Source organism: Comamonas thiooxydans, from assembly GCF_000964545.1.
In the GTDB taxonomy this organism is placed as follows: domain Bacteria; phylum Pseudomonadota; class Gammaproteobacteria; order Burkholderiales; family Burkholderiaceae_C; genus Comamonas; species Comamonas thiooxydans.
This window is the reverse complement of record NZ_BBVD01000010.1, coordinates 210,848-233,104: the sequence shown is the minus strand read 5'-3', so window position 1 is coordinate 233,104 and position 22,257 is coordinate 210,848. Positions and strand designations below refer to the sequence as shown.

23 protein-coding genes are annotated in these 22,257 nt (G+C 64.7%); 8 read left to right on the top strand and 15 right to left on the bottom strand.

The window, feature by feature from the left end; translation table 11 throughout:
• Positions 1 to 48: 48 nt before the first annotated feature.
• A complete protein-coding gene (kynA, locus tag Cth01_RS17730; protein ID WP_034380659.1) occupies positions 49 to 924 on the bottom strand; it encodes a tryptophan 2,3-dioxygenase in 876 nt (291 codons plus the stop codon).
• A gap of 155 nt (positions 925 to 1,079) precedes the next feature.
• Here kynA and Cth01_RS17725 point away from each other — a divergent pair, with 155 nt between their 5' ends.
• Together Cth01_RS17725 and Cth01_RS17720 are read left to right on the top strand one after the other, a co-directional pair.
• Positions 1,080 to 1,958, top strand: coding sequence for a methylated-DNA--[protein]-cysteine S-methyltransferase (locus Cth01_RS17725; protein ID WP_052088300.1), 879 nt, complete (start codon positions 1,080 to 1,082; stop codon positions 1,956 to 1,958).
• 90 nt (positions 1,959 to 2,048) lie between these two features.
• Entirely contained in the window at positions 2,049 to 3,041 is a 993-nt protein-coding gene (locus Cth01_RS17720; RefSeq protein ID WP_052703383.1) for a DNA-3-methyladenine glycosylase 2, read from the top strand.
• A gap of 35 nt (positions 3,042 to 3,076) precedes the next feature.
• Here Cth01_RS17720 and Cth01_RS17715 read toward each other — a convergent pair whose 3' ends face one another.
• The gene (locus tag Cth01_RS17715) at positions 3,077 to 3,652 is read right to left on the bottom strand and encodes a helix-turn-helix domain-containing protein (RefSeq protein WP_034353600.1); all 576 of its coding nucleotides are present in this window, start codon (positions 3,650 to 3,652) and stop codon (positions 3,077 to 3,079) included.
• Between the two features lie 97 nt (positions 3,653 to 3,749).
• Here Cth01_RS17715 and Cth01_RS17710 point away from each other — a divergent pair, with 97 nt between their 5' ends.
• Positions 3,750 to 5,165 (top strand): L-lactate permease, encoded by a 1,416-nt coding sequence (locus tag Cth01_RS17710; protein WP_034353596.1) that lies wholly within the window; start codon positions 3,750 to 3,752, stop codon positions 5,163 to 5,165.
• A 34-nt stretch (positions 5,166 to 5,199) separates the two neighbouring features.
• On the opposite strand, the gene kynU is transcribed toward Cth01_RS17710, so the two are convergent.
• The 5 genes from kynU to Cth01_RS17685 all read right to left on the bottom strand — a co-directional run bounded on the left by kynU (position 5,200) and on the right by Cth01_RS17685 (position 10,350).
• Positions 5,200 to 6,507, bottom strand: coding sequence for a kynureninase (gene kynU, locus Cth01_RS17705; protein ID WP_045839950.1), 1,308 nt, complete (start codon positions 6,505 to 6,507; stop codon positions 5,200 to 5,202).
• 163 nt (positions 6,508 to 6,670) lie between these two features.
• Positions 6,671 to 7,303, bottom strand: coding sequence for an arylformamidase (gene kynB / locus Cth01_RS17700; protein WP_045839949.1), 633 nt, complete (start codon positions 7,301 to 7,303; stop codon positions 6,671 to 6,673).
• Positions 7,304 to 7,438: 135 nt separating this feature from the next.
• Positions 7,439 to 8,818: an amino acid permease gene (locus Cth01_RS17695; RefSeq protein ID WP_034391411.1), complete on the bottom strand. Its 1,380-nt coding sequence runs from the start codon at positions 8,816 to 8,818 to the stop codon at positions 7,439 to 7,441.
• A 94-nt stretch (positions 8,819 to 8,912) separates the two neighbouring features.
• Positions 8,913 to 9,713, bottom strand: a complete 801-nt coding sequence (locus tag Cth01_RS17690; RefSeq protein ID WP_045839948.1) for an AraC family transcriptional regulator — start codon at positions 9,711 to 9,713, stop codon at positions 8,913 to 8,915.
• Between the two features lie 10 nt (positions 9,714 to 9,723).
• On the bottom strand, positions 9,724 to 10,350 hold the full coding sequence (locus Cth01_RS17685; protein ID WP_045839947.1) for a LysE family translocator: 627 nt from the start codon (positions 10,348 to 10,350) through the stop codon (positions 9,724 to 9,726).
• A 226-nt stretch (positions 10,351 to 10,576) separates the two neighbouring features.
• Between Cth01_RS17685 and Cth01_RS17680 the strand changes: the two genes are divergently transcribed.
• Positions 10,577 to 11,308 (top strand): Stp1/IreP family PP2C-type Ser/Thr phosphatase, encoded by a 732-nt coding sequence (locus Cth01_RS17680; protein ID WP_034380474.1) that lies wholly within the window; start codon positions 10,577 to 10,579, stop codon positions 11,306 to 11,308.
• A gap of 21 nt (positions 11,309 to 11,329) precedes the next feature.
• Here the strand turns inward: Cth01_RS17680 and Cth01_RS17675 are convergent, their stop codons facing one another.
• Positions 11,330 to 11,650, bottom strand: a complete 321-nt coding sequence (locus Cth01_RS17675; RefSeq protein WP_045839946.1) for a YkgJ family cysteine cluster protein — start codon at positions 11,648 to 11,650, stop codon at positions 11,330 to 11,332.
• A 258-nt stretch (positions 11,651 to 11,908) separates the two neighbouring features.
• Between Cth01_RS17675 and Cth01_RS17670 the strand changes: the two genes are divergently transcribed.
• From Cth01_RS17670 to Cth01_RS17660, 3 genes are read left to right on the top strand one after another with little or no spacing between them, the layout of a single operon-like run.
• Complete coding sequence (locus tag Cth01_RS17670; protein ID WP_045839945.1) at positions 11,909 to 12,241, top strand: FeoA family protein; 333 nt, start codon at positions 11,909 to 11,911, stop codon at positions 12,239 to 12,241.
• Positions 12,238 to 14,172: a ferrous iron transporter B gene (gene feoB / locus Cth01_RS17665; RefSeq protein ID WP_082085685.1), complete on the top strand. Its 1,935-nt coding sequence runs from the start codon at positions 12,238 to 12,240 to the stop codon at positions 14,170 to 14,172. Before Cth01_RS17670 ends, feoB begins: the two co-directional genes overlap by 4 nt.
• 13 nt (positions 14,173 to 14,185) lie before the next feature.
• A complete protein-coding gene (locus tag Cth01_RS17660) occupies positions 14,186 to 14,380 on the top strand; it encodes a hypothetical protein (protein ID WP_003067100.1) in 195 nt (64 codons plus the stop codon).
• 146 nt (positions 14,381 to 14,526) lie between these two features.
• Here the strand turns inward: Cth01_RS17660 and Cth01_RS17655 are convergent, their stop codons facing one another.
• The 4 genes from Cth01_RS17655 to Cth01_RS17640 form a co-directional block, all read right to left on the bottom strand.
• Complete coding sequence (locus Cth01_RS17655) at positions 14,527 to 14,892, bottom strand: YkgJ family cysteine cluster protein (RefSeq protein WP_045839944.1); 366 nt, start codon at positions 14,890 to 14,892, stop codon at positions 14,527 to 14,529.
• Positions 14,893 to 15,014: 122 nt separating this feature from the next.
• Positions 15,015 to 15,278, bottom strand: a complete 264-nt coding sequence (locus tag Cth01_RS17650; RefSeq protein WP_034353567.1) for a hypothetical protein — start codon at positions 15,276 to 15,278, stop codon at positions 15,015 to 15,017.
• A gap of 214 nt (positions 15,279 to 15,492) precedes the next feature.
• Positions 15,493 to 16,413: an ornithine carbamoyltransferase gene (gene argF / locus Cth01_RS17645; RefSeq protein ID WP_012839458.1), complete on the bottom strand. Its 921-nt coding sequence runs from the start codon at positions 16,411 to 16,413 to the stop codon at positions 15,493 to 15,495.
• 18 nt (positions 16,414 to 16,431) lie between these two features.
• The gene (locus Cth01_RS17640; RefSeq protein ID WP_034380459.1) at positions 16,432 to 17,628 is read right to left on the bottom strand and encodes an aspartate aminotransferase family protein; all 1,197 of its coding nucleotides are present in this window, start codon (positions 17,626 to 17,628) and stop codon (positions 16,432 to 16,434) included.
• A 236-nt stretch (positions 17,629 to 17,864) separates the two neighbouring features.
• Between Cth01_RS17640 and Cth01_RS17635 the strand changes: the two genes are divergently transcribed.
• On the top strand, positions 17,865 to 18,191 hold the full coding sequence (locus Cth01_RS17635; protein WP_003052588.1) for a DUF3579 domain-containing protein: 327 nt from the start codon (positions 17,865 to 17,867) through the stop codon (positions 18,189 to 18,191).
• Between the two features lie 78 nt (positions 18,192 to 18,269).
• Here Cth01_RS17635 and Cth01_RS17630 read toward each other — a convergent pair whose 3' ends face one another.
• From Cth01_RS17630 to rpsT, 3 genes are all read right to left on the bottom strand, one after another.
• Positions 18,270 to 19,646 (bottom strand): MATE family efflux transporter, encoded by a 1,377-nt coding sequence (locus Cth01_RS17630; RefSeq protein ID WP_045839943.1) that lies wholly within the window; start codon positions 19,644 to 19,646, stop codon positions 18,270 to 18,272.
• A 112-nt stretch (positions 19,647 to 19,758) separates the two neighbouring features.
• Positions 19,759 to 21,453 carry a malate dehydrogenase (quinone) gene (mqo, locus tag Cth01_RS17625; RefSeq protein ID WP_045839942.1) on the bottom strand — a complete coding sequence of 565 codons (1,695 nt, stop codon included), beginning with the start codon at positions 21,451 to 21,453 and terminating at the stop codon, positions 19,759 to 19,761.
• A 323-nt stretch (positions 21,454 to 21,776) separates the two neighbouring features.
• Complete coding sequence (gene rpsT, locus Cth01_RS17620; protein WP_003052598.1) at positions 21,777 to 22,070, bottom strand: 30S ribosomal protein S20; 294 nt, start codon at positions 22,068 to 22,070, stop codon at positions 21,777 to 21,779.
• Between the last annotated feature and the right edge of the window lie 187 nt (positions 22,071 to 22,257).

Sequence of the window (22,257 nt, the reverse complement as noted above, 5' to 3'; positions counted from 1 at the left end):
GAAAGAGCAGCAGGGGCAGCCTGAATGGCGATGGCCTTGATGACCGGCCTACAGCTCGGTGCGCAGGCTCCAGATCTCGGGGAACAGCACCACGTCCAGCATCTTCTTGAGGTAGCTCACGCCGCCGGTGCCGCCCGTGCCGCGCTTGAAGCCGATGACGCGCTCCACCGTTGTCAGGTGGCGGAAGCGCCAGAGGCGGAAGGCATCCTCGATATCGGCCAGCTTTTCTCCCAGCTGGTACAGATCCCAGTGCTTGTGCGGATCGCGGTAGACGGTGATCCATGCCTGTTTCACGCCCTCGCTGGCCTCATAGGGCTGGGTCCAGTCGCGCTGCAGGCGGTCGGCAGGCACGGCGATGCCTTCGCGGGCCAGCAGCTGCAGGGCCACGTCGTACAACGATGGCGATTCGTAGGCGGCCTGCACCTGGGCCAGCAGATCGCTGCGGTGGGCGTGGGGCTGGAGCATGGCCGCGTTCTTGTTGCCCAGCGCAAACTCGATGCAGCGGTACTGGTAGCTCTGGAAGCCGCTGGAGTTGGCCAGATAGGGGCGCATGGCCGAGTACTCAGGCGGTGTCATGGTGGACAGCACGGTCCAGGCGCTGACCAGCTGCTCCATGATGCGCGAGACGCGCGCCAGCATCTTGAAGGCATCGGGCTTGGTCTCGCCCGATGCATTGGCAATGGCTGCCGTAGCCGCGCGCACCTCGTGCAGCATCAGCTTCATCCACAGCTCGCTGGTCTGGTGCTGCACGATGAACAGCATCTCGTCATGGGCGGGCGACAGCGGATGCTGGGCCGTGAGAATCTGGTCCAGATGCAGATAGTCGCCATAGCTCATGTCACGGCTGAAGTCGAGCTGTGCTTTCTCGTCGCGGACGATGGCTGCGCCGCCATGCAGGGGGCAACCGGAGGATTCATTCGTCATGGTCAAATCATCTTTGATAGGTCAGTGCGCGCAGCGTAACCGAATCCGGGCACACAAAGCCTGCAAGAACGTGGATGCAAGCTGCCATAGCTTTGCGTAAAGTCGGGACAGTCACAGACCGATGACAGAAAACGCACTCAGCCGAGATTCACGCCATGCCCAGTCCTCTGCCTTTCGCCGCCACTGCAAATTCGCAAACAGATGAGCGCATGATCCAGTGCTGCCGCTGGCTGGAGAGCGAAGAGCCCATGCCTGGGCTGGAGGAGCTGGCTCAGCGCCTCGGGCTCAGTCCCTGGCAGTTGCACCGCAACTTCAAGCGCGCCACGGGGCTCACGCCCAAGGCCTATGCCAAGGCCCATCGCGGCAGGCATGTGCGTGCCGCGCTGGCGCAGGAGGCCAGCGAGTCGGTCACCGATGCGGCCTATCTGAGCGGCTATGAAGCCAGCAGCAGCTTCTACAAGGACGCCCCGGCCATGCTGGGCATGGCGCCGCAGTCCTATCGCAGGCGCGGCCAGGACCAGCGTATCCGCTTTGCCCTGGCCGAATGCTCGCTGGGCAGCCTGCTGGTGGCCAGCACCGACAAGGGCGTGTGCTGCGTGCTGCTGGGCGATGATCCCCATGCGCTGGTGGACGATCTGCAGCAGCGTTTTGCGGCGGCGCAACTGATCGGGGCCGACGCCCAGTATGAACAGACCGTGGCCCAGGTGGTGGCCCTGATGGAGCAGCCCAGGCTGGGGCTGGCCCTGCCGCTGGATATTCAGGGCACGGCGTTTCAGCAGCGCGTCTGGCAGGCGCTGCAGAGCATTCCGGCCGGCCAGACCGTGAGCTACAGCGAACTGGCCCGGCAGCTGGGCCAGCCCAGCGCAACGCGGGCCGTGGCCAGCGCGGTGGCGGCCAATCCGATTGCAGTGGCAGTGCCCTGTCACCGTGTGCTGCGCAACGATGGCAGCATCTCGGGCTATCGCTGGGGTGTGGAGCGCAAGCGTGCGCTGCTGTTGCGCGAGGCCCAGCAGGCCCAACTCAAGCTCTCTTAAAGAGAGCTGCTATCGCATGCTAATCATGCGTTTTTGGATGGATATTTATCTGAAATCGTTGATTGATGGGCGATAGCAGCTATGAATTTAATGAATGAAGCGCGGGCACGCTCCGACGTTGCCCCTGTGATAGAAAACCGCATGCTGCTTGAAGTCTCCATTGTCCTGCCCGCGCGTTACCGCTTCGATGAATTCGTGCATTTCCATGATCGCGACGAGCAGCAACTGGCTGAGCGGGTCGATGCCGGTGCGCACAGCCTGCACAAGGCCATCATGTGGAAGCGCAGTCCCGCCTTGCTGCAGCTGCAATGGCAGACCGGACAGGTGCAGGCCAGCCTGCATGCGCCGCACGCAGAGCCGGCCGAGGCAGACCGGGCCGCGCTGCAGGCCATGGTGAAACGCATGCTGGGGCTGATCTACGCGCCCGACCAGTTGGAGTTGGCGCATGGCGACCACCCCGAGCTGGGCGCGCTGCTGTCGCGCCAGGCCGGCCTGCATGTGCCCGGCTCGCCCACACCCTTCGAGGCGCTGACCTGGGCCATCACCGGCCAGCAGATCACGGTGGCCGTGGCCGTTTCGCTGCGGCGCAAGCTGATCGCGCTGGCGGGCGAGCCGCTGGCGCAAGACGGGGACATGCCGGCCCTGCACGCCTATCCCAATGCACAGCGCGTGGCGGCCTTGGGGCTGGACGCACTGCGCGGCGCGGGCTTTTCCCAGGCCAAGGCCCAGACCCTGCTGGCCGTGGCCCAGGCCGTTGCCGAAGGCCGGCTGCCGCTGGACGACTGGGCCGCCCGCAGCGCCGCCGGGCGCTGGAGCGAGGAGGATGTGGCCGCTGCCTCGGCGCAATTGTTGGAGGTCAAGGGCATCGGGCCGTGGACGGTGAACTACACCTTGCTGCGCGGCTATGGCTGGCCCGACGGCAGCTTGCACGGCGATGTGGCGGTGCGCCGGGCCATAGGCTTGCTCACGGGTGGCGACAAACCCGATGCGCGTGCCGCCAGCGACTGGCTGGAACAGTTCAAGCCCTGGCGCGCGCTGGTGGCCGCGCACCTCTGGGCCTCGCTGGCCGACAGCGCCTATTAAGAGGCGACAGGCAAGAGGCGACAGGCGGCAGCGCTTCAGAGCGGCGGCGACAGCACCAGCAGCAGCAGGCGTGCGGGCTGGCCCGAGGCGTTGGCCAGCCGGTGCTCGCTGTCCACCACCAGAGTGGCCGTGTCGCCCGCATGCAGCAGCACCTGCTCCTGGGCGGTGAAGACTTCGATGCTGCCTTCGAGCACGTGAAAGACCTCGCGCGTGCCTGCGCGATGGGCCGCGAAATGGCTGGAGACCGCATGCGGCGGAAAGCGGTAATGCACGAGATTCACGCCTGCGCTGGGGCTGGCCAGGGCCAGGCGCTCCACGCCGCTGGCCTCGTCGACAAAGCGCAGATTCTCGCCGGCGCGCGTGACCTGCGCGCTGGGCGCGCTTTGCACCAACTCGCCCAGCTCGCAGCCCAGGCCCTGTGCAATCGCCATGGCATTGCGCAGGCTGGTGGCCAGCAGGCCGCGCTCCACGCGCGACAGCGCACCCGGCGAAACACCGCTGGCCTGGGCCAGCTGATCCAGTGTGATGCCCAGCTGGGCGCGGCGCGCGCGGACGGCGGCGCCGAAAAGCGCATCCTGCTCCGATGCCTGCGATGCGGTGGTGGAGTTCAAGTCTGGCTCCTTGTCATGGCGTCTGTGCTTGTGTTGAAAATTTTCCTATGAGAAAATAATTTTGCGTATAGGAAATTATTTTTCGAGGATGAATGCAATGTACATGTTTATCAGTGCCTTGCCCGTGGCCACCGTCATCGCCGTCCTGCTGGCGGGCTGGCGCTCGCTGCATGCCGCAGCGCTGGGCGTGGCGGTGGCGCTGCTGGTGATTGCCGCAGCCTTTGCGCAGCCCGCTTCAGCATGGCTGGCCGCCGGCATGCACTGGGCGCCGGTGCTGCTGGAAGTGTTGCTGATCGTGGCAGGCGGGCTGCTGCTGTCCGAGGTGCTGCGCGCGTCGGGAGCGCAGAAGGCTCTGGCCGACTGGCTGCTGGCCAGGGCCGGCAGCGGCACGGGCGCCGTGCTGCTGGTGGTGCATGGCATCACGCCGTTTGCCGAGTCGGTCACCGGCTTTGGCGTGGGCGTGACCATAGGCATTCCGCTGCTCGCGCACTTCGGCTTGCCGCCGCGCAAGGTGGGGCTCATCGGCCTGCTGGGCCTTTGCGCCGTGCCCTGGGGCTCCATGGGGCCGGGGACGCTGGTGGCGGCTACCATGGCGGGTCTGCCGTTCAAGGAGCTGGGTCAGGCTTCGGCCCTGGTCAGCGTGATTCCGTTTGTCATCATCGGCATGGCGGCGGCGGCTCTGGCGAGTGCGCCGGGCCGTCGCTGGCCGGCTCTGCTGCAGGGCCTGCTGTCGGGTCTGTTGCTGACGGCGGCCGTGGCTCTGATGAATACCCTGGCCGGCACGGCACCCGCGGGGGCGCTGGGGGCGTTGCTGGTGGTGGGCTGGCATCTGCTGCGCCTGCGCCTGCGCGTGTCGCAAGCGGACGCGGACAAGCCGCCCCTGAGTGCACCGGGACGGCGAGCGCTGGCGGCCTATGCGTTGCTGCTGGGCGGCGTGCTGGCGGCGGCAGCGCTGCTGCGCACCCTGGATCTGCCCGCTGCCTTGCATGGGCTGGCTTCGCCGGGACTGTGGCTGCTGGTAGCGGCGGTTTTTTTCACGCGAGGCCGGCCGGCGCGCCCATCGTTGGCAAAGGTCTGGCGCTCCTGGCTGCAGGTGGCGCCGGTCACGGCGCTGTTCATTGTGCTGGGCGTGCTGATGGCGGTTTCGGGCATGGCCGCGCAACTGGCGCAGGCACTGGCCCGCAGCGGGCCGCTGTATCTGCTGGCCGCACCATTTGTGGGCGCGCTGGGCGGCTTCGTGACCGGCTCCAACACCGGGGCCAATGCCATGTTTGCGGCCACGCAGGCCGAGATCGCCCATGCGCTGGGCGCGCCGCTGCTGCCATTCATGGCGGTGCACAACGTCAGTGCCTCGCTGCTGCTCATGGCTTCGCCCGGCAAGGTGGAGATGGCCGTGCAGTTGCTGGCGCAGGGCGCTGACCAGCGGCGCTGGGTGCAGCGAAGCGTGCTGATGCTGGACCTGGCCGCCGTGGCGCTGATGGGCGTGCTCAATTGGAGCTGGGCGCGGGCCTGATCGGAGCTCGCCCGGCCCGCCCCCGGTGCCTGCTTCAGGTCACGGCGTGTACGGTATTGAACTCGGGTCGTTGCCATTCGCCCGATTCCAGCACCTGGCGCAGATGCTCGACGGCATTCCAGACATCGGCAAAGCCCACATACAGCGGCGTGAAGCCGAAGCGCAGAATGTCCTTGTGCCTGCCCGTGCCGCCGTCGCCCTTGCGGAAATCACCGATCACGCCGCGTGCAATCAGCGCCTGGACAATGGCGTAGGCGCCGCTGCCCTGGCCGTTCACGCCCAGGCCTTCTTCCCGGGTCAGGCAGACCTGGGAGCCGCGTGCCGCATGCTCGCGCGGTGTCGCCAGACCCAGGCCGTGGCCCTGGCAGCGCTCTTCCACGAGCTGGATGAACAGATCGGTCAGCGCCAGCGATTTCTTGCGCAGCGCGGCCATGCCGCCGAAAGCCTCGGCTTCGGTGTAGATGTCGATACCGCATTGCAGCACGCTCATGCTGATCATGGGCTGGGTGCCGCAGAGATAGCGCTGTATGCCCTGGGCGGGGTGGTAGTCGGGCACGAACTTGAAGGGCTCGGCGTGGCCGAACCAGCCCGACAGCGGTTGCCAGAAACGGTTGATCAGGCGCGGATGCGCCCAGACAAAGGCCGGCGCGCCGGGGCCGCCGTTGAGGTATTTGTAGCTGCAGCCCACGGCAAAGTCGGCATCAGCGCCCTTGAGGTCCACGGGCACGGCACCTGCGCTGTGGCACAGATCCCAGACGCAGAGAATGCCTTTGGCATGGGCGGCGGCCGTGACGGCTGCCATATCGTGCATGGCACCCGTGCGGTAGTTGACATGGGTGAGCATGGAGATCGCCACATCGGTCTGCAGCGCGCCGGCGATTTCCTCGGGTTCGAGCAGCACCAGTTCCAGGCCGTATTCCTGGCAGACGGACTGGGCGATATAGAGATCGGTCGGGAAGTTGCTGCGCTCGCTGATCAGCTTTTTGCGGCCGGGCGCATCTTCGCGGGCGATGCGCGCGGCAGCGCTCAGCACCTTGTAGAGATTGATGGAGGTGGTGTCGGTGAACACCAGCTCGCCTTGGCCCACGCCCAGCCAGGGGGCGAACTGGTTGCCCAGGCGCTCGGGCAGCGTGATCCAGCCCGCCTTGTTCCAGGAAGTGATGAGGTCCTGGCCCCATTCCTGCGCCACCACTTCGGCCGCGCGCGCGGCGGCGGCCTTGGGCTGGGCGCCCAGGGAATTGCCGTCCAGGTAGATCACGCCCTGGGGCAGGGCAAAGCGCTCGCGCAGCGCGCGCAGCGGCTCCTGGGCATCCAGAGCCTGGCAGTCTTGCAAAGTGGTCATTGTCTTCTTTCTCTCATTTTGATAGCTACTGACGATGATTGTGTCTACGTCAGAGCCGGTTCTGATTCAAATATGGCTGGACTCGAATTCGCCCATTGTGTCCGAGACCGGGTCGGCCCGGCCGCCTTGCAACGAGGACATCGGTTTCTTTGCGCCAAGCGCTTCAGAGCAGGCTGCGCAGCACGGCGCGCACTGGCGAGGCATCGGCTTCGGTGAGCTTGAGCGGCAAGGCGATCAGCTCATAGTCGCCTTCGCTCACTTCATCGAGCACCAGGTTCTCGAGCACGCGCAGGCCGCGCTGGCGGATCACCATATGGCTGTCCAGGCTCTTGCTGCTGGCAGGGTCTATGCTGGCAGTGTCTATGCCGATCAGCTTAACGCCGAGGTCGGCCAGCTTTTGCACGGTCTCGGGGGCATAGGCGGCCAACTCGGCATCCCAGCCGGTGGGTGCTTTCTCGTAGGTGCGCACCAGCACGCGCGCGGGCAGGCCGGCATCGATGGCGTGCGCTATGTGACGCCATTCGATCAGCGGCCCGCAGCCCATGGCGTGGATCACGCGGCAGGGGCCCAGAAAGGCGTCCAGATCGACGGCGCCGATGGCTGCGCCCTGCGGATCGTAGTGCAGCGGCGCATCGGCATGCGCGCCCACATGGGGCGAGAGATGAATGGCACTGACATTGACCGGGCAGCCCGGGCCAATGCTGGCTACCCATTCCTGGCTATAGGGCGTGTCGCCCGGAAACACCGGGGCGGCAGGATGAATGGCAGGAGAAATATCCCAGATCTGGCGTGTCATGGTGTGTATGAATGGGTTCGGTCACTCTTGATCGATAACAGGCCCGAGTGCGGGACAGCCAGCAAGGGCCGGGGCCGGCCGCGCCGCCCCGCAGCAAAGGCTGTCGTCCCCCTTGGGGGAAGGCGCGCTAGCGCCTCAGGGGGCCACCTTCTTCTTTCTATACCAAAGAGCATAGACCAGCACCAGCACGATCAGAAACGGCACGCCCACCAGCACGGTGGTGTGGAACTCCTTGGTAAACAGCGTGGTGACGATCACGCCCGCCATCAGCAAGGCGCCTACCAGGGTCAGCACGGGAAAGCCCCACATGCGGAACTCCAGCTTCTGGCCCGGGTGTTCGCGCTGCCAGCGTGGGCGGAAGAACAGATGGGTCACGAACACCATGAACCAGGCAAACATGGCGCCGAACATGGCGATCGACATCATCAGCTCCAGCGACTGCTCGGGTTTGAGCACGTTGAGCACCATGGCCACGGCCATGCCCAGGCAGGAGACGGCAATCGCGCCCAGCGGCACTCCGCTTTTGCTGAGCTTGCTCAGACCCTTGGGGGCATAGCCGCCGCGCGAGAGGCTGAACATCATGCGCGAGGTGACGTAGAGCTGGCTGTTCATGGCCGACAGCGAGGCCAGCAGCACCACGAAGTTGAGGGCCGCGGCCGCGCCGGGGATCTGCAAAATCTCCATCACCTTGACGAACGGGCTCTTGTCCGTGCCCGCATGGCTCCAGGGCACGACGGCCAGCATCAGTGCCAGCGATAGCAGATAGAACAGCACCAGGCGCAGCACCGTGGTGCGGAAGGCGCGGGTCACGGCCTGCTTGGGGTTCTGGGCTTCGCCGGCAGCAATGGCAATGGATTCCAGGCTCAGATAGCTGAAGATGGCCACGATCACGCCGACCCAGGTGCCCCACCAGCCGTTGGGGAAGAAGCCGCCATCGACAAAGTAGTTGTCGAAACCCACACCCTCGGGTCGGGTGCCGAAGACCACATAGGCAGCGATCAGGATGAAGGCCACGATGGCAATCACCTTGACCATGGAGAACCAGTACTCGACCTGGCCGAAGGCCTTGACGCTGGTGGCATTGACGGCGGCCAGCAGGGCCGAGAACAGCGCCACCCATACCCATTGCTCCACGTTGGGGAACCAGTAGGCCATGTACTTGCCCACGGCCGTGACCTCCATGCCCACGGCCAGCACCACGGCACCCCAGTAGGCATAGCGCACCACAAAGCCGGCCAGAGGGCTGATGTAGTGCTCGGCGTAGGCGCCGAAGGAGCCCGAGGTGGGGTGGGCCACGGTCATCTCGGCCAGGCATCCCATGAGCAGCAGGCCGATGAAGGCGCCGATGGCGTAGCTGATGAGCACGCTGGGGCCGGCAAAGCCGATGGCAAAGGCGCTGCCCATGAAGAGACCGGTACCGATGGCGCCACCGATGGCGATCATGGTCATCTGGGCCGAGTTCAGGTGCTGCTGCAGGCCTGTCTCGCGTTGCTGAATACTGTCAAAGTTGGCCATTGCTGACTTGCGCGTGCGAAAAATCGAAGCGGCAAGTATCCCGCGAATGACCGGCTGCGGCGGCGTGGCGGCGAATGTCCCTGACCCGGCCGGCTTAGCGCTGCATGCCGGCGTAGTTGCCGGGCGTCAGCGCATGATGGGCCTTGAAGGCGCGTTGCATGTGGGCCTGATCGGCAAAGCCCATCTGTTGAGCGACCGAGGCCAGGGGCTCGCCCTGGGCCAGCAGGTGGCGCACGCCATTGAGGCGCAGGTTGAGGCGGTAGGCCCCGGGCGTGACGCCGGTGACGGCCCTGAAGCGGCGGATGAAACGGCTGGGGCTCATGCCGCAGCGCAGGGCCAGGGCCTGGACGCTGGTGTCGTCTTCGGGGCTGCGGTGCATGTGTTGCAGCGCAGGCAGGACGGCATCGGGCGGCTGGGGCTCTGGGGCAGGGGAGTCGGCGGCACGGCCCAGCAGCTGCAGGAAATCCGTCAGCGATTGCTCGTGCTGCCGCAGCTGCGCATCCGTGGCGCTGCCGGCAAGCGGCTGGCAGAGACGGTCTGCCCAGCGCGAGATTTCTGGCTTGTGCAGCGCGCGCCGTGCAAAGCGCAGGCCGCCGACGCCGAGCCGCTCATGAACCCAGTCGGCCTGCACGAACAGCATGCGGTAAGACCAGGGCTGCAATGTCTCGGGGTTGCAGGCATGCCAGTGGCCGGGCTCGATCAGCACCACGCTGCCAGCGCTCAATGCTTCGGGGCCATCGTCATGCAGAAACAGGGTCTCGCCCTCATCCACGATGCCTATGGAGTACTGCGCGTGCGCATGCAGCCGGTAGCTGTAGCAGGACTGGCGGCTGATGCGCAGCTCGGCCCAGGGCAGGGCCGGGTGGCGGTGGAAATGGTGACTGGGGGCTGGCATGACGGCCTCATCATGCCAGCATGCTGACCACGCTTGCCACCAGCACCATGGCCAGGGCCTGGTTCAGCCGCCGTTGGCGCAGGGGCGTGCTCAGCCACCGGGTCAGTGCATGGCCCAGCGCGGCCCAGCAGCCAACGCCGAGCAGGCAGGCCAGCAAGGAGACGCTGCAAAACAGCAGCAAGGCGGTTGGCAGCGAGACCTGCTGCGCGGCCAGCGGGGCGACAAACATGCCGATGCCCGAAAGCGCCACCAGCCAGGCCTTGGGGTTGAGGCTCTGAATGGCAATGCCTTGCACGAACGCTCCGCCTGGACCGGCCGGCAGTGATGCGGGGGCGCTCTCCCTGGCCGCCCGGCCATGGGTCCCGGGGGCATTGGCCAGCTGCCAGGCCAGCCAGAGCAGATAGAGAGCACAGACGCGCGGCGCCCAGCGCAGCAGCTCTGGCTGCTTGAGCAGCCATTGCCCGCTCTGGCCCATCAGCCAGACGATGACGGCGTAGCTGAGGCTGGCTCCCAGTACATAGCAGAAGGCGGCGCCAGCGCGGCCGTTGCCATGGCGCAGGGCCAGCACGTTCACCGGCCCTGGCGTGATGGCGCCGGCCAGTGCAAATCCGGCCATGGCCAGAACAGAAGAAAGCATGGACAAACCTGAAACAAGAGGTCGCCAGTCTGAGTCCTTGGCTTTTCCAGGTATTGAACAAAATTGCGCCTTTGCTTGGTTAACAAGTGCAAAACGGCTCTTTTCGACCGACACAAGAAGGTGACTTGCGTTACGCTTGAATGCTTTCGCGAACCTGACCCCCATCCCATCTTCCATGCCATCCGCAGCAGCTTCTAGCCCATCCCGAGTCTGGCCGGCCGTACGCATGGTGGGGCGTGCAGACATGGGTCGACAGCGCAGCAATAACGAAGACTCGGTGGGGCTGGAGCCGCAGGCCAGGCCCTGGCCGGTTGCCGTGCTGGCCGACGGCATGGGCGGCTATAACGCGGGCGAGGTGGCCAGCGTCATGGCCGTGGAGCTGATCACGACCAGCGTGCAGCACGGTCCGGCAGCCGATGAATCCATGCTGGCAGCACAGTGCGAGCTGACGGACGCCCTGCACATGGCCAATACGGCCATCTATGCCGCCGCGCAGTCCACGCCCGGCTGCAGCGGCATGGGCACCACGGTGGTGGCCGCCCTGGTGCTGGCGAGCGAAGTGCTGATTGCCCATCTGGGCGACTCCAGGGCCTATGCCTGGCGTGCCGGCCGGCTGCAGCGCCTGACGCGCGACCATTCGCTGGTGCAGCAGGATATCGATGCCGGCCTGATCAGCGAGGCCGATGCCAGGACCTCGCGCTACGGCCATCTGGTGACCAGAGCGCTGGGTGTGATGCCCCAGGTGGAGCCGGAGCTGAACCACTGGCCGCTGCAGCAGGGTGACCGCATCCTGCTGTGCTCGGACGGCCTGACCGATATGCTGAGTGACGCCAGCCTTGCCTCCCTGTTCGATGAAAACCTGCCGCTGGCGCGGTTGCAGGAGGCATTGATCGAGGCGGCCAATGCCGCAGGCGGCAAGGACAATATAGGCGTGGTGCTGATCGAGCAGGACGCCTGATCCCGGTATCTTGCGGGACTCTTAGATCAGACCGCTTTCCAGCTGAGGCAGATTGTGGCGCTGGCGCACGCGGTTGCAGGCGTCCGAACCCGCGGCGAACTCCCGGCAAGGGGAGGGGCGCCATTCATAAATGCCGCAGTACGCCTTCTCTCCCACCTTGCCCACCAGAGCTGCACAGCGTGGCCTGGCCCAGTCCGTGCCGCGCATGCGGCAGGTGTAGTCGGTAACTTCCTCAACCAGTCCTGCGGGGACACTGCCCCCATGCTCCTGGGACTCGTGCACGGAAAAATCGACACGAAAGGACGCGCAACAGGCGCCGCAGCTAAGGCAGGGATGGGTCATTGGAGAGGCGGAATTTTTCCGGTGGGGCGGCGATTTTCGCAGCTGTGCAAACCCTTTGGTTGTGCCGGGCCGCAGATTTGTCAACCGCGCCGCTCAATACCCGCCCAAAAGTCCATGCTGCTGGTGCCAATTCGCCACCGTTGTGCACCAATCGCCTACAGTAAATGGAAAATGAGAATCAAAATCAATTAATAATGCGCTATGAGTTCTTTGCAGTCCCCCTCGGCGAGGTCTGAGGCAGTGTCAGTTACTTCGTCCATGAATGCTTTTCCTGTTCAAGCGTCTGAATCCGGCGTGTCATCTTCCAGCGCTGCAGCCATGGCCGCCGCAACCGGGCCCATCATGGGCCTGGATCAGCTGGTGGTGAATCAGCCAGCCCGGGTGGTGGATCTGGCTTCCTCCGAAGGCGAGGATGAAAACCTGCTGCTCAGACTCATGGAAATCGGCTTTCTGCCCGGCGAGTCCGTGCGCGTCGTCGCCACCGGCTTTCCCGGCCCCGACCCGCTGGCCGTGCGCATAGGCCAGGCGACGTTTGCGCTGCGCCGCCACGAGGCGTCCCAGGTGCTGGTGCAGCTGGAGGCCGCAGCATGAACGTGCGCGAATCCCAGATCACCATGATGAGTCCTCAAGCCGTGGAGCAGGCGCCCTTGCGCGCTGCGCTGCTGGGCAACCCGAATTGCGGCAAGACGGCGCTGTTCAATCTGCTGACCGGCGCCCGCCAGAAGGTGGCCAACTACGCGGGCGTGACCGTGGAGCGCAAGGAAGGCTGGCTGAGCACGCCCGGCAAGCGCCGCGTGCGCGTGCTGGACCTGCCCGGCACCTACAGCCTCGATGCGCACAGCGAGGACGAGCGCATCACGCGCGACATCGTCAAGGGCCAGCACCCGCGCGAAGCGCCGCCCGAGTTGCTGGTCTGCGTGACCGATGCCACCCATCTGCGTCTGAACCTGCGTCTGGTGCTGGAGGCACGCGCCCTGGGCCTGCCCATGGTGGTGGTGCTCAATATGAGCGATATGGCACGCCGTCAGGGACTGGTCATCGACAAGGCCAAGCTCAGCGAGCTGCTGGGCGTGCCCGTGGTGGAGAGCGTGGGCGTGCATCTGTCCGGCGCCAAGGATTTGCTGGCCTGGCTGGACAGCGAGCAGGCCAGGCAGCTCAAGGCGCCGACGCTCGAAGGCCAGTTCAAGCCCGTGACGGGCAGCAATTCGCGTGCCCAGCTGCTGGCCCTGCACCAGCAGGTGGCCGAGATCATGCGCCAGACCGTGCAGGAGCCCGCGGCTCCCACGCAGCGTGATGATCGCATCGACTCCGTGGTGCTGCACCCGCTGTGGGGCACGCTGCTGCTGGTGGTGACGCTGTTCCTGATGTTCCAGGCAGTGTTCAGCTGGGCCGAGCCCCTGATGGACGGCATCGAAGGCCTGGTCAGCGACTTCGGCCAGTGGGTGCATGGCGTGATGCCCGATGGCGTGCTGCGCAGCCTGCTGGTGGACGGCGTGATTGCCGGCAGCGGCTCGGTGGTGGTCTTTTTGCCGCAGATCCTGATTCTGTTCTTCTTCATCCTGGTGCTGGAAGACTCGGGCTATCTGCCGCGCGCCGCCTTTTTGCTGGACCGCATCATGGGCAGCGTGGGCCTGTCCGGACGCTCCTTCATCCCGCTGCTGTCCAGCTTTGCCTGTGCCGTGCCCGGCATCATGGCCACGCGTTCGATCTCCAGCTGGCGCGACCGTCTGCTGACCATCATGATCGCGCCGCTGATGACCTGCTCGGCACGCCTGCCCGTCTACACGTTGCTGATCGGAGCCTTCATCCCAGAGCAGACCGTGGCCGGCTTCTTCAATCTGCAGGGCCTGGTGCTGTTTGCCCTCTATGTGGGCGGCATCGTCAGTGCCATGGCCGTGGCCTGGGTGGGCAAGCTGGCCACCAAGGTCAAGACCCGCACGCCGCTGCTGATGGAGCTGCCTTCCTACCGCATCCCCAGCCTGCGCAGCCTGGTGCTGGGCCTGTACGAGCGGGCCATGATCTTCCTGCGCCGCGTCGGCGGCATCATCCTGACCGTCAGCATCGTGCTGTGGTTCCTCTCCAGCTACCCAGGTGCTCCCGAGGGCGTGACCGAAGGCGCGATTCGCTACAGCTTCGCGGGCCAGATCGGCCGTGCGCTGGAAGTGGTGCTGGCGCCCATCGGCTTCAACTGGCAGATCGCCATTGCGCTGGTGCCCGGCATGGCCGCACGCGAGGTGGCCGTGGGTGCGCTCGGTACGGTGTATGCGCTGTCGGCCGTGGGCGATGACGCCATGGCCCAGCAGCTGAGCCCGCTGATCGCCAGCAGCTGGTCAATGGCGACCGCGCTGTCGCTGCTGGTCTGGTTTGTGTTTGCGCCCCAGTGCATCTCCACGCTGGCCATGGTCAAGCGCGAGACCAATGGCTGGCGCTATCCGCTGCTGATGGCCGGTTATCTGTTTGCTCTGGCCTATCTGGCCAGCTTTGTGACCTATCGCGTCGCCGTGGCCCTGGGCTGGGGCTGAGAAAGGATTGTCTATGTGGCAGGAACTGATAGTGGGCGCCATCGTGCTGGTGGCCGCCGTGTCGCTGGCCTGGCGTTTCATGCCCGCCGGTCTGCGCAGCAAGCTGACGCGGGTTCATCCTTCGCTGGCGCCTGCGGGCAAGAGCGGCAGCTGCGGCGGTTGCAGCGCCTGTGGCGGCGACAGTTGCTCGGATACGCGCAAGGCCTGAAGCGGACACAGTCCTCCTTGTAAAAACATAGCTGCCTGCGCTTGCTATCTATACATTTCAGATACTTTTGTATCTGAAATGATTGATTGGCAAGCGCAGGCAGCTTTTTATTTGGTAGCGATAGTGCTTGCGGGCTTGCCGAAAGCTCAGGCGGCTTCCAGCCAGGGCTGGACTTCCTCATCGCTCAGTGCCGACAGGCCGAACTTCTCGCGCGTGTCGTGGCAGCCGTAGGAGGCAAACGGAAAGTCGCGGCAGGGGCGCGAGCGCTGCTCGTAGATGCCGCAGCCTATGCAGCCCGCGCCCACCTCGGGCAGCTCGCGCAGCGCCGCGCAGCGCACCGGGTGACGTTCCGTGCCGTTCATGCGCGCGCGATTGCCCTTGCCGGGCACTTCATGGGCCAGCTCATCGGGAACGGTGCCGCCCATGGATTGCAGCTCGTAAATGGAAAATTCAACGCGGTAGTTCTGGCAGCAGGCGCCACAGTTCAGGCAGGGGTGGACGGATTCGGACATCGTGTTTCTTCAAGGATTCAGGCATCGGGGTCGCGCCGTCCTCCTTGGGCAAGGACGGCTTTTTGAGGTCTGGAGGAGAAGCCGGCACGCAGGGCTGCCTGCGGCTTCCGGTGCCTGGGCCACTAGGTATGGCCTTGAAGAAACTTCAGATAGAAGGTGTGGATGCGTACATAAAGTGCACGCACGCGCGCGGCAAAGGATTTGCGCGGGCCGAAGAAGGAGGGCACGCGCGTGTGGCGTGCCATATGGGGCTGGCGCAGCGCCAGCAGGCCGCCGCGCTGGCCGTAGCGGACATCCCCGTGGATGGGGCGCAGCGGAAACAGAAACACCGCCAGCTGGCGCAGGGCCCGCTGGCGGTGTGGGGATGTGATGTGGCTCAGGTGCATGGGTGTGGTGGTATGCAGATGAGCCCGGACGTGCCGAATCAGCCTGGCTGGCGGCCCAGCAGCAGGTACTCCATGAGCGCCTTTTGCACATGCATGCGATTTTGGCTTTGGCACGCGGCATGCTGCCGCTTCACACCCGCGAAGCGGGTATGAGCCTGCGCCCGAATCGCATGCTGGCTCTGGCGAGCCGTCGCGTGCACCGATGTCTTCGCCATCAGTCCACGCGACCCAGCAAAAGGTACTCCATGAGCGCCTTTTGCACATGCATGCGATTCTCAGCCTCGTCCCAGACCACGGATTGAGGGCCGTCTATGACTTCGGCTTCCACTTCCTCGCCGCGGTGGGCGGGCAGGCAGTGCATGAACAGGGCATCGGCCTTGGCCGAGGCCATCATCTCGGCGTCCACGCACCAGTCGGCAAAAGCCTTCTTGCGCGCTTCGTTCTCGGCCTCGTAGCCCATGCTGGTCCAGACATCGGTGGTGACCAGATCGGCACCCTTGCAGGCTTCGAGAGGGTCCTTGAACACCTTGTAGCAGCCGGGGTTGACGGGCTTGCCGTTGAAGGCCAGCTGCTCGTCCACCTCGTAGCCGCCGGGCGTGCTGACATGGACCGTGAAGCCCAGCAGATCGGCGGCCTGCAGCCAGGTGTTGGCCATGTTGTTGCCGTCGCCCACCCAGGCCACCACCTTGCCCTTGATCGAGCCGCGGTGCTCGATGAAGGTGAAGATGTCGGCCAGGATCTGGCAGGGGTGGAACTCGTTGGTCAGTCCGTTGATAACGGGCACGCGCGAGTACTGGGCAAAGCGCTCTATCTTGTCCTGACCGAAGGTGCGGATCATGACCAGGTCGGTCATGCGGCTGATGACGCGTGCGCTATCTTCAATCGGCTCGGAGCGGCCCAGCTGGCTGTCGCCCGTGGTCAGGTGGACCACGGAGCCACCGAGCTGGTACATACCGGCTTCGAAGCTGACGCGGGTGCGCGTGCTGGCCTTCTCGAAGATCATGGCCATGGTGCGGTCGATCAGCGTGTGGTGCTTTTCATAGCCCTTGAACTTTTTCTTGATCAGGGCGGCGCGTTCCAGCAGGTAGTCGTATTCATCTGCCGTGAAGTCGCTAAATTGCAGGTAATGCTTCATGCGGAATTCCTTGGAGGATCAGGCAGCCAGAATAGCTTGAACCAGGGGCTTGAGCCTGGCGACGATTTCGTCGGCTTCGGCCTTGCTCAGGATCAGCGGCGGCACCAGGCGAATCACGGTGTCGGCGGTCACGCTCAGCAGCAGGCCGGCTTCTGCGGCCTGGCCAATTAGCTCGCCACAGGGCTTGGTCAGCTCCACGCCAATCATCAGGCCCTGGCCGCGCACTTCGACGAAGCCTTCGAGGCTGCCCAGTTCAGCCTGCAGTTTAGCTTTCAGATATTCGCCTACTTCAGTGGTATGAGCCAGCAGGCCGTCTTCCTCCATGATGCGGATGGTTTCCACCCCGGCGCGCATGGACAGAGGGTTGCCGCCAAAGGTGGAGCCATGGTTGCCTGCCTTGAGCACTTCGGCAGCCGCCTTGTGCGCCACTACGGCGCCCACGGGAACGCCAGAGCCCAGTCCCTTGGCCAGGGTCATCACATCGGGTGTGATGCCGGCCCACTGGTGGGCAAACCATTTGCCGGTGCGGCCCATGCCGGCCTGCACCTCGTCCATGATCAGCAGCCAGCCCTTGGCATCGCACAGCTCGCGCACCTTCTTCAGATAGTCGGCGCGCATGGGGTGCAGACCGCCTTCGCCCTGGATGGGCTCCATCATGATGGCGACGATGTTGGGATTGCCTTCGGTCGCGTCGATCAGGGCTTCGTAATCATTGGGTGCGATGCGGGTGAAGCCAGCGAGCAGATCGCCAAAGCCGTTGCGTACCTTGGGGTTGGCCGTGGCGCTCATGGTGGCGATGGAGCGGCCGTGGAAAGCATGGTCATAGACCACGATTTCGGGCTTGGCAATGCCCTTGTCCACGCCGTATTTGCGGGCGATCTTGATCGCGGCTTCGTTGGCTTCCAGGCCGGTGTTGCAGAAGAACACATTGGTCATGCCCGAGCGCTCGGTCAGCAGCTTGGCCAGGGTTTCCTGGCCGGGCACATGATAGTAGTTGCTGGTGTGGATCAGCTTGGCCACCTGCTCTTGCAGGGCAGGCACCAGCTTGGGGTGGTTGTGCCCCAGGGTGTTGACGGCAATGCCGCCCAGCGCGTCCAGGTATTCCTTGCCGTTCACGTCCCAAACGCGGCAGCCCTGGCCGCGCTCCAGCGCGATGGGTACGCGGCCGTAAGTGGGCATAACGTGGGGCGAAGCTGCCTCGATGAAAGCGGTCATTGCAAGAATCTCCTGAGAAGGAAGGTCAACGGCGCACGGTGGCGCCTGAAAAATGAGAGCTTTGATTCTAGAGTGCCCGGATAACCCCAACATTGCGGATTGCGCATCGCTGCCATGCAATCAACCTACGCCATTGTGGGGTTGACAGCATGGCTCTTATACAAGAGTTAGAATGCTTGTTTAGGCATGTTGGCGGGGATCCCGCCTGGTTGCCGGATCTTTTTGGCGAATATTTGATGGTTACCCCTTCCAGCAAAGAACTGTTCATCATGGGTATGACCCATGCCGGAAAAACCTTTCGACCCAGCGACTGGGCCGAGCGCTTGGCCGGGGTCATGAGTCAGTTTCGCCCTGGTGGTGCCTGCGCCGGAAGCCATCTGAGCTACTCTCCCTGGTGCGTGCCTACGGTGATGAACGGCACCAAATGCGTGGTCATCAACCGGGATCTGCGCGACTACGAGCCCATGGCCTGGGACTTCTGCCTGAACTTCGCCAAGGACAACGATCTGCAAGTGGCCGAGGCCTGCCTGCTGCCAGACAAGCTGCCAGCCGGAAAGAAGTGATTTTTAGGTGCCAAGAGGCGCCGCGCAAACGACAAAGGCTTCCACGGGAAGCTTTTTTTGTATCTGTGTGCAGCGGGACTAGCTCTGCGCTGTCGTGCCGTCCAGCAGCCGTGACCGGCGCCATGGGCCCCAGCGGTAGTGGGCGATGGACAGCAGCATGGATGCCAGCGCGCTGAGCGGAAAACTCCACCACAGCGCATCCTGCCCCCACAGCGGCTGCAGCCCCCAGGCCAGAGGCAGGCGCAGGCCCCAGAGCGTCAGGGCCAGGATGGCCAGGGGCGCCAGCACCGCACCCGTGGAGCGCACCACACCGGCCAGCACGCAGCTCACGCCCAGCAGCATGAACGAGCCCAGCACGATGCGGTTGAGGTGGCGTGCAGGCTCCAGGGCCGTACTGTCCTCGGGCAGGAACAGGGCCAGCACGGAGCGGTCGCAGGCCAGAATCAGGGCCACGCAGGCGCCGGTCAGCAACAGGTGGCAGGCCACGCCGGCACGCGCCGTGCGCGCCACGCGCGACCAGTGGCCGGCGCCCACGTTCTGGGCGGCGATGGTGGTGCAGGCCGAGGCCACGGCAATGGCCGGCATCTGGACATAGGCCCACAGCTGCAGGGCCGCGCCGTAGGCGGCCGAAACCTGGGCGCCATGGGCGTTGATCAGGGTCAGCATCAGCACCAGGGAGAGTGAGACCAGCAGCATCTGCAGGCCCATGGGCAGGCCCTTGATGACCAGGCAGCGCAGCAGCTCAGGCACAGGCCGCCAATGGCGGCGCTGGCGCCAGCCTATCCACAGCGGCAGGCGCTGCCAGCGCAGCCAGGCCAGCAGGCCCGCAAGGCCGAGGCTGTTGGCCACCAGGGTGGCCAGGGCCGAGCCCGCCATGCCAAGGCCTGGCAGGGGGCCGGCGCCGAAGATGAACAAGGGGTTGAGCAAGGCATCGCCCAGGGCCACGCCCAGCAGGGCCACGAAAGGCGTGCGACTGTCGCCTGTGCCGCGCAGCACGGCGGCCACGAAGATCAGCAGCAGCATGGGCGGCAGCGCGAGAAAGAGCACGCGCAGATAGTCCACGGCCAGTGCGGTGGTGGCAGGCTCGGCCCCCATTGCACCCAGCATGGGGACGGCCAGCGGCCAGCCCAGGGCGGCCATCAGCAGGGACATGCCCAGAAACAGGCTGGCACTGGTGCCTGTGATGCGGCGGGCCAGGGCCCAGCGGCCCGCGCCCACGGCCTGAGCCACCAGCAGATTGGCGGCCTGGCTGATGCCGAACACCAGAGCAATCAGCGCAAACAGCAGATTGTTGGCATGCACGGCTGCAGACAGCGCACTCTCGCCCAGATGGCGTCCGATCCAGAAGGCATTGACCGAGGTATTGAGCGACTGCAGCACATAGCCGCCCCACAGAGGCAGGGAAAACCGCAGCAGGGCGCGGCCTATCGGTGCATGGGTCAGTGGCTGGTGCATGGAAAAAAGAAGGCTGCGCAACCTCAAGCGCTGGGGCTTGGCAAGAAAAAACCCCGCGCGGCACAGGCCGGCGGGGCGGGCACCGGCGGGGCCGGTGCGGGGAGTGCCGGGCTTAGAGCGCCTGCATTTCCTTGTTCAGCTGGGTGGGGTTCTGAGGAGCTACGGCAGGCGCGGGAGCCGCTTCGGCCTTCTTGCCCAGGTCGACAGGGACATCCACATAGGGCAGCTTCAGGGCCGAGCTGGTCATGCGGCGGATCTCGTTGGTATAGGCGGCATCTTCGTTGATCTTGCGGCCGTAGGAGGGCACGATCTGCTGGATCTGGGCCTTCCACCCGGCGCTGGCCATTTGCTCGGGGAAGGACTTCTTGAGCAGGTTCAGCATGATGTGGGGAGCGGTCGAGGCGCCGGGCGAGGCACCCAGCAGGGCGGCGATGCTGCCGTCTTCCGAGCCAACGATTTCGGTGCCGAACTGCAGCACGGCACCCTTTTCGGGATCGCGCTTGATGATCTGCACACGCTGGCCGGCGGTGACCAGCTTCCAGTCCTCGCGCTTGGCTTCGGGGAAGTACTGGGCCAGTACGGCCTGACGGTCTGCGTCGGTCAGCTCGGCCTGCTGCATCAGGTACTGGACCAGGTCCAGGTTGTGGATGCCCACGCGCAGCATGCCCATCAGATTGTCATGGGTGACCGAGGAGAACAGGTCCCACCAGGAGCCGTTCTTGAGGAACTTGGTGGTGGCCAGTGCAAAGGGGCCGAACAGCACCACGGGCTTGCCGTCGAGCTGGCGGGCGTCCAGATGGGGTACGGACATGGGAGGCGAGCCGGTGGAGGCAATGCCGTAGGCCTTGACGTCGTGGCGCTTGGCCAGCTCGGGGTTCTCGATGGCCAGGAACTGGCCGCCCACGGGGAAGCCGGCGTAATTCTTGGATTCGGGGATGCCCGAGGCCTGCAGCAGCTTGAGTGCGGCACCGCCGGCACCGACGAAGACGAACTTGGCCTTGACGGTCTTTTCCTGGCCGCCCTTGGCCAGATCGGCCACGGTCACGTTCCAGGTCTTGTCGGTGTTCTGGCGCAGGGCCGTGACTTCGCTTTGCAGGTGCAGCTGGAAGTTGGGGCTCTTCTGGAGCGAGGCCATCAGCTGCTCGGTCCAGACGCCATGGTTCACGTCGGTGCCCAGGGGCATATAGGTGGCGGCGATCTTCTGGGCCGGGTCACGGCCTTCGATCATCAGCGGGGCCCACTTCTTGATCTGTGCCTGGTCTTCGGAGTACTCCATGCCGTAGAACAGCGGGTTCTGGACCAGGGCCTGCTGGCGCTTCTTGAGGAAGGCGATGTTGTCATCACCCCAGACGAAGCTCATATGGGGCGTGGCGTTCACGAAAGTCTCGGGCGACTGTAGGTGGCCGCGGCCGACCTGGTGGGCCCAGAACTGGCGCGTCACCTCGAACTGCTCGGCAATGCTCACGGCACGCTTGGTTTCCACGCTGCCGTCGGGCAGCTGGGGCGTGTAGTTGAGCTCGGCAAAGCCGGAGTGGCCGGTGCCGGCGTTGTTCCAGCCGTTGGAGCTTTCCAGGGCCACGCCGTCCAGGCGTTCGAAGACCTCGATCTTCCAGTCGGGCTGCAGTTCCTGCAGATAGGTGGCCAGCGTCGTGCTCATCACGCCGGCGCCTACCATCACCACATCGACGGGCTGCTCGTTCTCGGCCTTGGGCACGGAGCGAGGGAATATTGGCCAAAACAAAAATAACAGCGCGGCCAGGACCAGGGCCGCAACGGCTCCCAGTCCTGCTTTGATCGACTTTTTCATGACTTTTTCTAGACTTGACTATCAAAAAAGCCTGCGGGCAGGCGGCAGGCTTTTTGCGAAGATACGGGGCAAGTCCTATAAAAGACATGAGACTCCCCGACCTGGGGATTGTCCTAGGGAAGTCAAAAACTGACGCTAATCAATTCGTATTAGGGCGCTTTGTGCTAGGCGTGAGGCGGGTCTGTGCATGCCTTGATGAGGCAGTCATGTCGGGCACAGGCAACAAAAAAACCGCCCTGAGGCGGTTTTGATGTTTTTGCTGACAGCGCACCCGTTACAAACGGCAGACGACCGAAGTCATCCGTGCTTGAGGGAGGCTGGTATTAAGCAGCCAGAGCCAGGGTCTTGACCTTGGCGGACAGGCGGCTCTTGTCGCGAGCTGCCTTGTTCTTGTGGAAGATGCCCTTGTCCGCGATCGCGTCGATCACGGACTGAGCCTTGGCAAACAGTTCGGCTGCCTTGGTCTTGTCGCCGGCCACAACAGCCTTCTCGACATTCTTGACAGCAGTACGGTACTTGGAACGCAGCGAAGTGTTCGCGGCGTTCAGCTTGACGTTCTGGCGGGCGCGCTTGCGGCCAGAAGCCAGGCGGGGGTTCTTTTTGGCTTTAGTTGCCATGATTTATTTCCTTGTGTGTCTGAGGATGATGTCAGCAAAACCGTGGATTGTATCACCCCCTGTGCGGCTTTGCCGCTTCCCCCTTTAAGGGGGACGACATCCTCGCGGCGGGGCGGCGGGGCCGCCAAGGCCCTTGCTCGATGTCTCTGTGTTGGGCCGTGTCTGGTTTGAGATCGCTGGATTGCTA